Annotated in this window: 14 protein-coding genes; 12 read left to right on the top strand and 2 right to left on the bottom strand. The window is 40.4% G+C overall.

Annotated elements, in window-relative coordinates:
* Position 1 precedes the first annotated feature (1 nt).
* A complete protein-coding gene (locus ACPLOV_RS01665) occupies positions 2-1036 on the top strand; it encodes a nicotinate phosphoribosyltransferase (protein WP_424910432.1) in 1035 nt (344 codons plus the stop codon).
* A 3-nt stretch (positions 1037-1039) separates the two neighbouring features.
* Here ACPLOV_RS01665 and ndk read toward each other — a convergent pair whose 3' ends face one another.
* Positions 1040-1450 carry a nucleoside-diphosphate kinase gene (gene ndk, locus ACPLOV_RS01660; protein ID WP_424910431.1) on the bottom strand — a complete coding sequence of 137 codons (411 nt, stop codon included), beginning with the start codon at positions 1448-1450 and terminating at the stop codon, positions 1040-1042.
* Between the two features lie 104 nt (positions 1451-1554).
* On the opposite strand from ndk, the gene ACPLOV_RS01655 reads away from it, so the two are divergent.
* From ACPLOV_RS01655 to ACPLOV_RS01615, 9 genes are all read left to right on the top strand, one after another.
* Positions 1555-2193 (top strand): phosphoribosyltransferase, encoded by a 639-nt coding sequence (locus ACPLOV_RS01655; protein WP_424908947.1) that lies wholly within the window; start codon positions 1555-1557, stop codon positions 2191-2193.
* A gap of 4 nt (positions 2194-2197) precedes the next feature.
* On the top strand, positions 2198-3007 hold the full coding sequence (locus ACPLOV_RS01650; RefSeq protein WP_424908948.1) for an undecaprenyl-diphosphate phosphatase: 810 nt from the start codon (positions 2198-2200) through the stop codon (positions 3005-3007).
* Positions 3008-3090: 83 nt separating this feature from the next.
* Complete coding sequence (locus ACPLOV_RS01645; protein WP_424910430.1) at positions 3091-4797, top strand: LytS/YhcK type 5TM receptor domain-containing protein; 1707 nt, start codon at positions 3091-3093, stop codon at positions 4795-4797.
* Entirely contained in the window at positions 4778-5509 is a 732-nt protein-coding gene (locus ACPLOV_RS01640) for a LytR/AlgR family response regulator transcription factor (protein ID WP_424908950.1), read from the top strand. Before ACPLOV_RS01645 ends, ACPLOV_RS01640 begins: the two co-directional genes overlap by 20 nt.
* Positions 5510-5636: 127 nt before the next feature.
* Complete coding sequence (locus ACPLOV_RS01635; protein ID WP_424908951.1) at positions 5637-6644, top strand: TAXI family TRAP transporter solute-binding subunit; 1008 nt, start codon at positions 5637-5639, stop codon at positions 6642-6644.
* A gap of 52 nt (positions 6645-6696) precedes the next feature.
* On the top strand, positions 6697-7164 hold the full coding sequence (locus tag ACPLOV_RS01630) for a DUF1850 domain-containing protein (RefSeq protein ID WP_424910429.1): 468 nt from the start codon (positions 6697-6699) through the stop codon (positions 7162-7164).
* A gap of 24 nt (positions 7165-7188) precedes the next feature.
* On the top strand, positions 7189-9117 hold the full coding sequence (locus tag ACPLOV_RS01625; protein WP_424910428.1) for a TRAP transporter permease: 1929 nt from the start codon (positions 7189-7191) through the stop codon (positions 9115-9117).
* A gap of 92 nt (positions 9118-9209) precedes the next feature.
* Positions 9210-10085 carry a fumarylacetoacetate hydrolase family protein gene (locus ACPLOV_RS01620; RefSeq protein WP_424910426.1) on the top strand — a complete coding sequence of 292 codons (876 nt, stop codon included), beginning with the start codon at positions 9210-9212 and terminating at the stop codon, positions 10083-10085.
* 39 nt (positions 10086-10124) lie between these two features.
* On the top strand, positions 10125-10913 hold the full coding sequence (locus ACPLOV_RS01615; RefSeq protein WP_424908955.1) for an SDR family oxidoreductase: 789 nt from the start codon (positions 10125-10127) through the stop codon (positions 10911-10913).
* Positions 10914-10919: 6 nt separating this feature from the next.
* Here ACPLOV_RS01615 and ACPLOV_RS01610 read toward each other — a convergent pair whose 3' ends face one another.
* Positions 10920-11306 (bottom strand): HEPN domain-containing protein, encoded by a 387-nt coding sequence (locus ACPLOV_RS01610; protein ID WP_424910425.1) that lies wholly within the window; start codon positions 11304-11306, stop codon positions 10920-10922.
* A gap of 120 nt (positions 11307-11426) precedes the next feature.
* On the opposite strand from ACPLOV_RS01610, the gene ACPLOV_RS01605 reads away from it, so the two are divergent.
* Together ACPLOV_RS01605 and ACPLOV_RS01600 are read left to right on the top strand one after the other, a co-directional pair.
* Positions 11427-11846, top strand: a complete 420-nt coding sequence (locus tag ACPLOV_RS01605; protein WP_424908957.1) for a PPC domain-containing DNA-binding protein — start codon at positions 11427-11429, stop codon at positions 11844-11846.
* A 134-nt stretch (positions 11847-11980) separates the two neighbouring features.
* Entirely contained in the window at positions 11981-13096 is a 1116-nt protein-coding gene (locus tag ACPLOV_RS01600) for an S-layer homology domain-containing protein (protein ID WP_424910424.1), read from the top strand.
* Positions 13097-13168 lie beyond the last annotated feature (72 nt).

Raw genomic sequence — 13168 nt, 5'->3', positions numbered from 1 at the left:
TATGAAAGAAATTAAATCTTTGAAGGATGTAAAGGACTTTGAAGTAGAAAAAGAAAGGCTCTTTTATTCAGCAACCCATGAAGAAATAAAATGCGGTGCTACCACCGATATATATTTTATTAAGACGATGGAGATATTGCGGCACTTAGGAGTAGCAGGTAAAAGGGTGGTTGCCGAGGTTTTTGCGAGAAAAAGCGGTATTTTATGCGGACTCGAGGAGGTATTAAACCTTTTAAAAGAGAAAAACATCGAGATTTACGCTATTCCGGAAGGGGAAACCTTTAATCCAAAGGAGACAATATTGAGGATAGTAGGGCCTTATGAGGAATTCGGCATATATGAAACGGCGCTTCTCGGGATCCTCGCCCAGTCCAGCGGCTGGGCCACGGCAGCAAGGGAGTGCAGGGAAGCGGCTAAGGATAAGATGTTTATCTGTTTCGGTGCACGGCATGTTCATCCCGCGGTGGCTCCGGTTATGGAGAGGGCTGCGATTGTGGGAGGCGCCAGCAATGCCAGCTGCATTCTTGCTGCGAAGATACTCAAAAGACAGCCATCCGGAACCATTCCTCATGCTGCAATTCTTATTGCAGGGGATACGGTGACCGTAGCAAAAGCCTATGATGAGATTATGCCTCCCGATTCACCGAGGATAATCCTGGTGGATACCTTTAAGGATGAGGCCGAAGAGGCTTTAAACGTCGCCGAGGCTCTCAAAGGTGCGCTGGAAGGGATTAGGTTGGATACCCCCAGCGAAAGGGGAGGCGTAACAAAAGAGCTGGTAAATGAGGTGAGACAGAGGTTAAACCAGAAGGGATACAATAATGTAAAGATTTTCGTTTCCGGAGGACTTACTCCCGATAAGATAAGAGAACTTTCGGAAGCAGGAGCCGACGCCTTCGGAGTGGGAAGCTATATCTCCGGTGCCTCACCAATTGACATGACCATGGATATTAAGATGGTGGACGGAGTGCCCGTTGCAAAAAGAGGAAGGATCCCGGGATTAATCGATAACCCAAAACTTAAAAGGGTGAAATAGATACTAAAAAGCAAATTCCGGAAACCACAGCGCAATTTCCCTCCGGGCACTTTCGCTGCTGTCCGATGCATGGACTAAGTTTTCCTGGGTGGTAAGGGCATAATCACCCCTAATCGTACCCGGTAGGGCATCTTCGACTCTGGTTGCGCCGTTTAAAAGCCGGACCAGCTTTACAGCATCGGGCCCTTCCAGGATCATCGCTACTACTGGGCCCGAAGTAATAAAGCTTACGAGCTCCCGGTAAAAGGGTTTATCCCGGTGCTCTTCATAGTGTTTTTCAGCCAGGTCTTCGGTCACCTGAAGCATTTTCAAGGCGAGGATTTTTAAGCCTTTTTGTTCATACCTTTTTATTATGCTTCCCACAAGGCCTCGCTTTACCGCATCGGGTTTTAACATTACGAAGGTCTTTTCCATATTATAATATTCCTCCTTCTTTTGGATACAATTTGTGGTGAAATTATGTATAAAAATTATTTTATAAAAGATTTTGCATTTCATCAAGAAAGAAGGGAATATAGGTGCTGAAGGACAGAATTGACGCGGGGAAAAGACTGGCAAAACTGCTTTCCCATTATAAAAAGGATGAAAAGGCTGTTATTTTTGCTATTCCCCGGGGCGGGGTGGTAGTAGGTGGCGTACTGGCAGAGGAGCTTTCTCTTGCCCTGGATGTGGTTGTTACCAAGAAAGTTGGGGCTCCTTTTAATGAGGAATTTGCGGTAGGTGCTGTGGCTCCCGATGGGACACTTTTTGTTTACGAAGAAGCGGTAAGGAGGTACGGTATTAAGAGGTCTTATCTGGAAAGGGAAGCAAAACTTAAATTGGAAAAGATAAAGGAAAACTTGCTTAAATTTCGCGGGAAGGACTCTTACGATTCCTTGGAAGGAAAAAAAGCGATAATTGTCGATGACGGTATCGCCACCGGTTTTACGGTAAGGGCAGCCGTAGAATTTTTGAAAAAACTGAATGCAGAAAGGATAGTTGTTGCGGTTCCGGTTATCGCTCCGGATTCGGTGGAGGATTTTAGAAGGATTTGCGATGAGCTTTATTTTATTTATTCGAAAGAGCCTTTTTATGCCGTTGGTCAGTTTTACGAAGATTTTTCCCAGGTGGAAGACGAGGAAGTAATAAATATCTTAAAAAATACGGAAAAGAGGTAAGAATATGTCGCTGATAATTAAGGCAATAATAATGGGTATTGTGGAAGGACTGACGGAGTTTCTACCCGTATCTTCCACAGGTCATCTTATAATCGCAGGAGATTTTTTGAATTTTAAAGGGGCGAGTTTCCACATCACCTTTGAAATAGTTATCCAGTTAGGGGCTATTTTAGCAGTAATTTTCTATTACCGGGAAAAAATTTTTAAATCCCTTTTAAACTTAGCCCCGGGAAAGAGCGGTTTTCGCCTGTGGTCTAATATTTTTATAGCCTTCATTCCTTCTGCATTGCTGGGGGTGCTCTTAAACGATTATATTGAAACCTATCTTTTTTCTTCCTTTACAGTAGCAATTGCTCTGGTAATCGGTGGAGTTCTCATGATTCTTGTGGAGAATGCCTTTGGCAGGTACGGGTTAAACGAGATAGAAAAAGCCGGTTTCGGGCAGTCGCTTTTAATAGGGATAGCTCAATGCCTTGCCCTTTTTCCCGGAATGTCCCGGTCGGCTTCTACGATAATGGGTGGCCTTGCTGCCGGCCTTTCTTTAAAGGGTGCGGCGGAGTTTTCCTTTTTCCTGGCAATACCCACGATGATTGCGGCATCCCTTTTTTCCCTTCTAAAGGGGATAGGTACTATGGGGGTCCTGGAGTGGCAGGCGCTGGGGGCAGGATTTTTAGTATCCTTTGTCGTTGCCCTGATTGCTATCGATAAATTCCTTTCTTATGTTTCTAACCGCTCCCTTAAGCCCTTTGCTTATTACAGAATTATATTTGGAATTGTGATGCTTTTCCTGGTTTTAAGCGGTTATTTAAAGTGAAAAAATTAATAACACCCTCTATGGTAGAAATTAAGCTATTATAGAGGGTTATTTTTTTGAAAAAAAGAAAAAGGTGGTAATAAATGATAATATTCAGTTTAATATACAATTTACTGAACAAACTGGGCCTTTTTATTATAATAATTTACCTTTTATCCAAATCGAAAACCTTTACCAAGCTTATTACCCAGAACGAAAAATCTTTTAAAGGAAACCTATTACTTATTACAATATTCGGGATTATCGGCATGATGGGGAATTATTTCAGCATAAATTACGAAGGCTCCTTGGTAAATACCCGAATTATTGGGGTGGCGTCGGGAGGGCTGTACGGCGGGCCGGTGGTGGGAATAGGAGCCGCAGTAATTTCGGTTATTCACAGGCTATCCATAGGGAATGCGGATTTTACCTTGAAAGCCTGCAGCATTTCCACTATTATTGAAGGGGTGATTTCCGGTTATTCCTATTACATTGCCAAGGATAAACGCAATAAATGGGTTTACGGAATTGTCCTCGGGGTAATTTGCGAATCCCTGAGGAAAATAATGGTGCTCATCTTTTCCAGGCCCTTTGCCAAAGCCTTGGCGGTGGTTAAAGTCATCTGGATTCCCATGACCGTTGTGAATGCCGTAGGTCTTGCCATTTTCATAGCGATTATCGATTCCATTTTTACAGAAAAGGAAAAGTTACAGGCCTATCAGGCAAAACTCTGTCTTAATATTGCAAACCGTACCCTGCCTATTTTAAGAAAGGGATTAAACAGGGATACGGCAAAAAAAGCAGGAGAGATTATTTTTAATATGACGGATTTTGACGCAATAGCCATCACCGATGAAAAGGAAGTACTTTGCCATCTCGGAGTGGGGTCGGACCATCATGCTTCCGGGGGGCCGTTGTTGACAAACCTTACAAAAAAGGTAATTCAGGAAGGCACCTATGTGGTAAGCAAAAGTAAGGGGGAAATAGACTGTAAATTTCCCGAATGCAAACTTCAGTCGGCGATTGTTCTTCCTTTAAAAATAAAGGACAACATAATCGGGACTTTGAAATTATACAGGTGTGCGGAAAACTCAATAAGCGAAACGGATGTGGAACTGGGATTGGGGCTTGCGCAGTTATTTTCAACCCAGCTTGAGCTGAGCATGATTGAAGAACAAAATAAGATTCTCGCTTTGACTCAAATAAAGGTGCTGCAAAATCAAATAAACCCGCATTTTTTATTTAATTGTCTGAATACCATTTCCGTTCTGTGCCGGTTAAAGCCTTTTAAGGCGCGAAAACTTATTAATCACCTGTCGAATTTCTACAGGAAGAATCTGAATAAAAAGGATGTTCTCATAGATATCGATGAGGAACTGGAGCACGTTAAATCCTATGTGGCGCTGGAAAAAGAAAGGTTTAAAAACAAATTGAAAATCACTTTTGCCAAGGATGAGAGTGTGAATTTCAAAATACCGCCGCTTACTCTGCAGCCTCTGGTGGAGAACGCCATACAGCACGGAATCCTTCCAAAGGAAGAAGGGGGACATGTGGCGGTAATAATAAAGGGGATTCGTAAAGGATTTTTGATCTGCGTTAAGGACGACGGTGTGGGCATTGAAGAGGAACTTTTAAAAAAGTTAAATTCTCATGATTTCCCGAAAAGCAGTTTTGGCCTGGAATCAGTTTACAAAAGGTTTAGATATTTCTACGGGAGCAATATTCAGTTTAATATTTACAGCAAAAAGCAAAGGGGCACATCGGTGATAATACGGGTGAGGGGTGATGCGGTTGAAGGCGTTAATAGTTGAAGATGAAGAGTATTCTGCAATAGAGCTGAAATACCTTTTAAAAAAGGTGGATAAAAGTATTAAGGTAATAGGAATTATCAATTCCGGGCAAAAAGCCTTAAATGCCATAAAAAAACTGGACCCCGATATTGTTTTTCTCGATATAAAATTAAATGATTTAAATGGGCTGGAAATTGCAAAAAGCCTTTTATCTATTGACGAGGATATAAAAATCGTCTTTACTACTGCATACGATGAATATGCGGTTAAAGCCTTTGAACTAAATGCACTGGATTACGTGTTAAAACCCTTCAGCGAAGAAAGGCTTAAAAAAACTATAGAAAAAATTAGAAGAAATATTGAAGTTGAAGCGGCAGGGCCCGGGAAAAAGTTTGATGAGGTAAAAAAACTCCCTGTAAAATCGGATTCGAAATTGATTTTTGTCGATATCGATGAAATTATTTACATCGAAGCCGAGGGTAGAAATTCCATAATAAAGACTGCAGGCGGTGTTTATAAATCCTTATACTCTCTAAAAAATATTGAGGAAAGGTTAAAAAATTCCTGCTTTTTCAGGGTGCATAAAAGCTACATAATAAATCTAAAAAAAATAAGGGAAATAATACCCTGGTTTAATAATACCTATTTAATAAAATTGAGCGGCTGCGAGGGTATAGAAATACCTGTCTCAAAAACCAAAGCCAATGAATTGAAATCGATTTTGAATATATAAATTTCATTTCAATTTTCGTATTGTTCATTTAACAAAAATAGGTATTTATTTAAATATTATTTACGAACGACCTCCTTTTTTGATATTAAATGATAGGATAAATATTCAAAAAAGGGGGTCGTATATTTTGAACCTTAAAAAAGTTTTACCGCTTTTAATGGTATTTTCTCTGATTATATTTTCTCTTAGCGGTTGTGGAGCAAAGCAGAATTCGGGAACTCAAAACAGTTCGACAAATTCCGCTCCAGCTCAAAAAACGGAAATTACCTTTGCATCCGGAGGAGCGGGCGGACCTTACCACGTTATTGCCAGCGCTTTAGCTTCCTTGTGGAATGAGAAAATTTCCGGTATTAATGTCACGAACTCTTCCACCGCGGCTTCCGTGGTAAACCTGAGGATGATAAATGAAAATAAAGCCCAGATTGCTTTTACCATGAGCGATGTGGCATACCTTGCCAGTAAAGGGCAGGAAATGTTCAAGGAACCGCTGGCAAATGTTCTGGGCTTTGCTTCCTTGCACGACAACTACGTACAGCTTATAACCAGAAAGGACAGCAAAATTAACAGCGTATACGATTTAAAAGGTAAAAGGGTGGGTGTGGGTGCACCCGGCAGCGGAACCGAGTTCAACGCCCGCGGTATATTAAAGGCCGCCGGTATGACCTACAATGACCTGGCAAAAGCAGATTATTTAAGCTATGCGGAGACCTGCGAGCAGCTGTCAAACGGTAACATCGATGCGGGATTTATTACGGGCGGACTTCCCGTTGCGGCCATAACCGAGCTTGCCACTACCAAGGATATAAAGATTATACCGATAGCTCCGGAAATAATTGAAAAATTAAAGCAGGAGTACCCCATCTACTTTGAAGCGGAGATTCCGGCAGGAACATACAAGGGTGTGGACGCACCTGTAAAGACCGTAGCTTTGAAGAACTATCTTGTAGTAAACAAAGATATGTCCGAGGATATGGCATATAATTTAGTAAAAACAATGTTTGACAACTGGGAAACGGTAAAACAATCCCACTCAGCCTTAAAGGATGTAACCTTGGAAAGGGCTACTGAACATATGGTAATACCTTTGCATCCTGGAGTGGAGAAATTCTACAAAGAAAAGGGCTTAATTAAATAAAAAACAGGAGGTAAAGAGAGCAGTTAAAGCAATTTAACTGCTCTCTATCTAAATGCATAAAATGAGAAGAAAAGCATGGGTTTTTATATTTTTATTAATACTTTTAATTATAGTCTTTATCTCAAACAGCCTATATTTTATCGTTATTTCATCTAATGAAAAAACTGTAAGAATACCTTCCTTTAGTAATACTTTTTCGATTATTTTTGTGCACTCCAGTGAAAAACAGCCCTGGGAGGATATTTTCGAGATCAAAAGGGGAAAATTAGTGTTAAAAACCATGAAAGTGGCTTCCATTGGCCCCGGTGTTCCCTCGAGCATTGAAGATGGATGGAAGGTGGAAATAAAAGACGGTTTTATAGTTTACGATAAAGTAGATAAGGAATTTGAATTTTTGGATATAAAGCTTTCGAAGATTTCACCCCATTACCTGAAAATCGGCAGCAAAAAGATAAACCTGGTAAATGTTTTTAAAGATAATGCAGTCATAAGGATTCGGGCAGGGAAACTTTTCAACTAATTTTGTTCTGGAGGAGATTTTTTTATGAGCGACAAACAGGTAATTAATGAAAATCAAATACAGGAAACCATAAAAAAATACGATAAAACGGAAAGGACCAGGGATTTAAAGGGAAATTTAAAAAAGCTGGTATCAATAATAGCAATAGCAATGGCATTGTATCACCTTTATACTTCCTGGCACGGAACCCCTACAGCAATAATTCACAGGTCAATTCACGTAAGCTTTATGCTTGTCCTTATATTCTTCCTCTATCCCATGAGCTCCAAAGAAAATGTCTTTACAAAATTTATAGATGCGCTTTTCATTGTTGCGAGCATTATACCCTACCTTTATTTAAAGACAAATTTTCATGAGATAGTGAACCGGGCGGGTATGCCTACCAGCATTGATATTATGGTTGGGATTTTGCTGGTAATCTTAGTGCTGGAAGCGGGAAGAAGGGTAACAGGACTGGTTCTTCCCGTGCTTGCCGTGATATTTTTACTTTACGGATTGACGGGTAACCTGCTCAGCGGGTATTTTTCCCATAAAGGTTTTTCGATTCCAGAAATAATTGAATATATGTACCTGACAACGGAAGGTATTTTCGGTACGCCCATAGGAGTATCGGCTCAGTATTTAATTCTTTTTGTAATATTTGGCTCTTTCCTGTTAAAATCCGGGGTTGGCGATTTCATCACCGAGATAGCCCTCGCCATAGCCGGGGATAAAAGGGGTGGACCCGCTCAGGTTGCTGTACTTTCCAGTGCTTTAATGGGTTCCGTAAACGGTTCTGCGGTGGCAAATGTGGTTACAACGGGAACTTTTACTATACCCCTTATGAAAAAGATAGGATATACCCCTGAATTTGCCGGTGGCGTGGAAGCAGCAGCTTCTACCGGTGGGCAAATCCTGCCTCCGGTAATGGGTGCGGCAGCTTTTATTATGGCGGAAATCCTTGGGGTAAAGTATGTCAATATAATGTACGCGGCTATTATTCCCGCATTGCTTTACTATTTTGGAGTTTTTATAACGGTTTATTTCAGAGCGGTTCGAATGGATTTAAGGGGATTGGACAAAAAGGATGTACCGAGCTTAAGCAAAATTTTTAAAGAAAAGTTTTTCCTTTTAATACCATTGATTGTACTGGTTTACCTTCTCGTAAAAGGTTATACTCCTACCTTTGCAGCCTTTTTCGGCATCCTCCTAACGGTGCCCGTCAGCTGGCTGACGCCGAAGAATAAAATGAATCTGTCGAAAATATTAGAGGCTTTAGAGTCCGGTGCGAAGGGTTCTTTAAGCGTTGCGGTAACCTGTGCTGTTGTAGGTATTGTTGTTGGTATTTCTACACTGACGGGACTTGGCTCCAAAATTGCAGGTGCTATTATTTCCCTTTCGGGAGGCAATTTGTTCCTGACACTGGTATTTACAATGATAGCATGTATTATACTGGGAGTTGGGATGCCTTCAATTCCTGCTTACCTTTTAACGGCTAATATGGCGGTGCCGGCACTTTTGAAACTGGGTGTTAAACCTTTCGTATCCCACTTCTTCGTATTTTATTACGCCATGCTGGCGAATATTACACCTCCTGTAGCACTGGCAGCCTATGCAGCAGCGGGTATATCCGGAGGTGATATGTATAAGACCGGGCTCGAAGGTTTTAAACTGGCTATAGCAGGCTTTATAGTGCCCTTTATGTACGTATATAATCCCGTACTTCTCGGCATCGGCAGCAATGCTGTTTCGATTATAACATCACTTGTTACAGCTCTTATTGGTGTTACTTTTGTTGCGTCTTCCTTTGAAGGTTATCTTTTAAAACCCCTCAATAATATTGAAAGAGTTTTGATGATGATCGCAGGTTTACTTTTGATGAAGCCGGGGGGATTGACCGATTTAATCGGGATTGTTATAGGAGCCGGTGTTTTACTGTTTCAACTTGGAAAAAGGAAGGCTTTCGATAGATAAATAATATATTAAAATGATATATAAATTCCTCTTTGGCTTAATTTCCTGGGCCAAAGGGGAATTAATTTTAAATATTAAGGAGGGTAATGGTTATGAGGCTTGCCACGATAAAATTGATGGGACTGGAAGTAGCAGCAGTTATTACGTCAAAAGGTGCGGTTTCTGTAAGTTTAGTAAACGAAAAACTTAATAAAAATTGGTCCTCGGATTTATTTGAAATTATCAAAAAGGGACAATTGGATGAAATGAAGGATTGGTATGAAAAAGGAGGAAAAGAAGAAATAGAAAAACTTGAGTTTATCCCTAAGGAAGAAATAAAATACGCGCCATTATACAGAAGGCCCAGGAAAATCTGGGGAATAGGATTAAATTATGTGGAACACGCTTCGGATCTGGCAGAAAAAGCTCCCGATGAAGAACCGGCAAGTTTCATGAAGCCCGATACCACGATTATCGGCCCAATGGATGCTATAAAGATTCCCGTCCAGTCCGAAAAGACCACCGCCGAAGCTGAGCTGGGAGTTATAATCGGGAAGGTCTGCAAAGATGTCGAGAGGGAAGACTGGCTTTCCTGTGTCGCAGGGTTTACCACTATAATCGATGTTACTGCAGAGGATATTTTAAGGAAAAACCCCAGATATTTAACCAGGGCAAAAAGTTTCGATACCTTTTTCAGCTTCGGACCTGTGATGGTTACCACCGATGAAATAGAGGATGTAATGAAATTAAGGGTGGCAACGGTAAAAAACGGAAAAATTTTTGCTCAAAATACGGTTTCAAATATGAAGTTCCCGCCGGACTTTCTGGTATCCTTCCATTCAAAGGTGATGACACTTCTTCCGGGGGACATTATTTCTACCGGTACGCCAAGAGCGGTACAGATTAATGACAAAGATGTGGTCGAATGCTGGATCGATGGCTTTGAGCCTCTTATAAATAATGTAGTCGATCTGAAAGTCAGAAAGTAAACAATGTCAAATTAAATATATCATTTTGGAGGGAATAAAATGGAACTGGGATTGAAAAATAAAACCGTAATAGTGACAGCATCCAGTTCGGGCCTTGGGAAAGCTACAGCTCTGGAATTTTGCAGGGAAGGCGCCAATGTAATGCTTTTCAGCAGGTCCGAGGAGGAACTGGTAAAAGCGCAAAAAGAAATAAAAGATATGACAGGGAAAGAACCGCTGTATACGGTGGGAGATATGACAAATTACGATGATATAAAGCGCTTGGTAAAAAATACCGTTGAGGCCTTCGGGGATGTTTACGCTCTCGTAAACAATACCGGTGGTCCACCGGCAGGGAATTTTGATAATTTTGATGACGAAACTTGGCAAAAAGCCTATGAACTTTGCCTTTTAAGCTACATCAGGACTATAAGGGAAGTACTTCCTTATATGAAAAAAAACAATGAAGGAAGGATTGTAAATTTCACTTCTTCTTCGGTTAAGCAGGTTTTGGAGAACTTGATTCTTTCAAATACCTTCAGGATGGGCGTAGTGGGCTTAAGCAAGACCCTTTCTCAGGAGCTGGGGAAATACAATATTCTGGTCAATGTAGTAGGGCCTGGAAGAATCGGCACGGCCAGAGTGGAATACCTTGACAGGATAAGGGCGGAAAAGGCAGGTATTACCGTTGAGGAGTTAAGAAAGGAGACTTCAAAAAATATTCCCCTTGGAAGATACGGAACGCCTGAAGAATACGCAAAATTAACGGTATTTTTATGCTCACCGGCAAATACCTACATTACCGGGCAAATCATCCTCATCGATGGCGGCATGGTGAAAGCGTATTAAGTTATTTTAATTCATCTTTTGTTTTAACCATTGTATCAGCCTTTCTGTATCGGATAAGAACTCCTTAGCGATTTGTTCATTATACATCTTGAAATTAACTCCTCCAGCAGCATCTGGGTATCTCGATACCATATAGTGAGGATTTAATTTTAATATTATCGTTTCCATATTTTTATCGGGGTTGTTGTCAACCATTTCTAGTAAAGTAATTAAATTAGTAGATTTTGGTGGAAATTCTTTATTCAAATGAATAATCAACGCTTTTAATAATTTTTCTACTGCCTGATGGCACATGAAGATGCAGTAATTATATCGTCCGGCTTTAAGCATAGCTTTTGCGGTTTCGTAATCGTAATCGGAGCTTTCGAGCCAATCAAGAACTTCTCGATGCATTTAACTTCCTCCTCTTTTTTATATTTTTATTATAACAAATATTGTCTAAAATAGATAAAAAGGAAGTGAAATGGTATAATTATTTTTGTAAAAAATTAAATAGAGGTGATGGCAGTGCTGATGAACGAGTACAAAGCCGGGCGGGAATTCGTCGGAAGACTTGATTACGAAAGCGATCTTTTGCTTTCCTTGACCGATTTTGTTCGGGAAAAAGGGATCACCGCGGGAACTGTAAAAGTAATTGGCGCCTGCAAAAAGGCGAAGGTCGCTTACTACAATCAAGGGGAGAAGAAGTATTACAATTTAGAATTCGATAAGCCGATGGAAATAATAAGCTGTAGCGGAAATATTTCACTTTTAAACGGTCAGCCTATGCTTCATCTCCATATAGCCCTTTCCGATGAAGAAGGAAATGTGGTTGGGGGGCACTTAGTTGAGGGTACAGAAGTTTTTGCGGGTGAGTTTTACATAAGAGAATTAATAGGACCCGAGCTCCAAAGAAAAAAGGATGAGATAACGGGCCTCAATTTGTGGTGTTAACGGCATCCCCTTTAATTAGGGGATGTTTTTTTGTTACAAAAATGTTACAAAATCAATTCACCTTAATTTAATTAATCTTTTTTACGTATTTATAAAATGTAAGCAAGAAAATAAGGAAGAAAGGGAGTGTTGGCATGAAAAAATTTATAGCGGGTCTTCTAATGGTTTTACTTGTGGTATCCTTTATAGCCCCTGCGGCTTTTGCAAAGCCAAAACTAAACTTTAAGGATGTAGGGGAAGGTTTTGACTGGGCCAGATTTGCCATAGACAGGATGTACGAAAAAGGAGTAATAAAAGGTTTTCCAAATGGCTTATTTAAACCGAGGGATCCCGTTACCCATCTGCAGGCAATTATTATGGCTTTAAGGATAATGGGCTGGGAAAAGGAAATTGATTTTAAATCGGAGCTCCCCAAAAAAGTAAAGGATGTTAAGCTATCATGGAAGGAAGGCTACTATTATGTAGCTTTAGCAGTAGAGAAAGGACTTGTAAAATCCGAAGAGTTAAAAAATTTCCGTCCCAATGAACCTGCAAAAAGGTATGAGGTGGCAAGGTATGTAGTTCGGGCAATAGGCAAGGAATCAATAGCCCAGAGCCATATGAACGACAGGCTTTCCTTTAAAGATGCAAATGCAATCCCCAAAGATGCGGTAGGATACGTCTATGTTATAACCGATCTTGGGCTTATGAAGGGTTATCCGGGAAATCTATTTATGCCCAATAAGCCCGTTACCCGGGCTGAAATGGCAGTTATAATAAACAATCTGGATGATTTATTAGGTGATAATGATGATAATCAAAAGGTGACGGTAACGGTAAAGGGCATAATTGTGGATTTGAATGAAAAAGATAAAACCGTATCTTTGTATACCTACGGGAAACAAACCACGGCTTACCCGGGCGTAGTCCAGGTGAGCGATATCGAGGGACTGCACTATGAACTTGACACCGAAAATGGGCGGTATGTGTTAACGGGGAAAACCACCGGTTTGGATGAAAATGTTAATAAAAATATTCTGGTTTTTGGCGAGGTAAAGGAAGGGGCTTCCGTATACATGAGAGGCCCGATACTGGAGGTCAAGGAATGGTATCTCTTAAACGAAAGTAACACTTTAACCTTTAATTTGACCGAAAATACTTCTGTTAATAAAGATGGAAAAGAAGTCCGCCTTTCGGAATTAAAAGAAGGATCTTATGTGGAAATAAAAGCCCATGATAAAAATATAATTAGCGTAAAAATAATAAAATAATTGAACATAAATTGAGTTATAAATTTATAAAGGCATAAAATGGGCTATTGACGAAAATAAAATTTATTTTAT

Origin of the sequence: Thermovenabulum sp., assembly GCF_049723235.1 — a bacterium.
Taxonomy (GTDB): Bacteria; Bacillota; Thermosediminibacteria; order Thermosediminibacterales; family Thermosediminibacteraceae; genus Thermovenabulum.
The sequence above is the reverse complement of the archived record's forward strand: the minus strand, read 5'-3'. Positions and strand labels throughout refer to the sequence as shown.

What these genes read in the sequence shown, in the direction of transcription:
- ACPLOV_RS01645 (WP_424910430.1), top strand. Translation starts at nt 3,091, where the DNA reads ATGATAATATTCAGTTTAATATACAATTTACTGAACAAACTGGGCCTT.
- ACPLOV_RS01620 (WP_424910426.1), top strand. Translation starts at nt 9,210, where the DNA reads ATGAGGCTTGCCACGATAAAATTGATGGGACTGGAAGTAGCAGCAGTT.
- ACPLOV_RS01665 (WP_424910432.1), top strand. Translation starts at nt 2, where the DNA reads ATGAAAGAAATTAAATCTTTGAAGGATGTAAAGGACTTTGAAGTAGAA.
- ACPLOV_RS01625 (WP_424910428.1), top strand. Translation starts at nt 7,189, where the DNA reads ATGAGCGACAAACAGGTAATTAATGAAAATCAAATACAGGAAACCATA.
- ACPLOV_RS01615 (WP_424908955.1), top strand. Translation starts at nt 10,125, where the DNA reads ATGGAACTGGGATTGAAAAATAAAACCGTAATAGTGACAGCATCCAGT.
- ACPLOV_RS01605 (WP_424908957.1), top strand. Translation starts at nt 11,427, where the DNA reads ATGAACGAGTACAAAGCCGGGCGGGAATTCGTCGGAAGACTTGATTAC.
- ndk (WP_424910431.1), bottom strand. Translation starts at nt 1,450, where the DNA reads ATGGAAAAGACCTTCGTAATGTTAAAACCCGATGCGGTAAAGCGAGGC.
- ACPLOV_RS01600 (WP_424910424.1), top strand. Translation starts at nt 11,981, where the DNA reads ATGAAAAAATTTATAGCGGGTCTTCTAATGGTTTTACTTGTGGTATCC.
- ACPLOV_RS01630 (WP_424910429.1), top strand. Translation starts at nt 6,697, where the DNA reads ATGCATAAAATGAGAAGAAAAGCATGGGTTTTTATATTTTTATTAATA.
- ACPLOV_RS01650 (WP_424908948.1), top strand. Translation starts at nt 2,198, where the DNA reads ATGTCGCTGATAATTAAGGCAATAATAATGGGTATTGTGGAAGGACTG.
- ACPLOV_RS01610 (WP_424910425.1), bottom strand. Translation starts at nt 11,306, where the DNA reads ATGCATCGAGAAGTTCTTGATTGGCTCGAAAGCTCCGATTACGATTAC.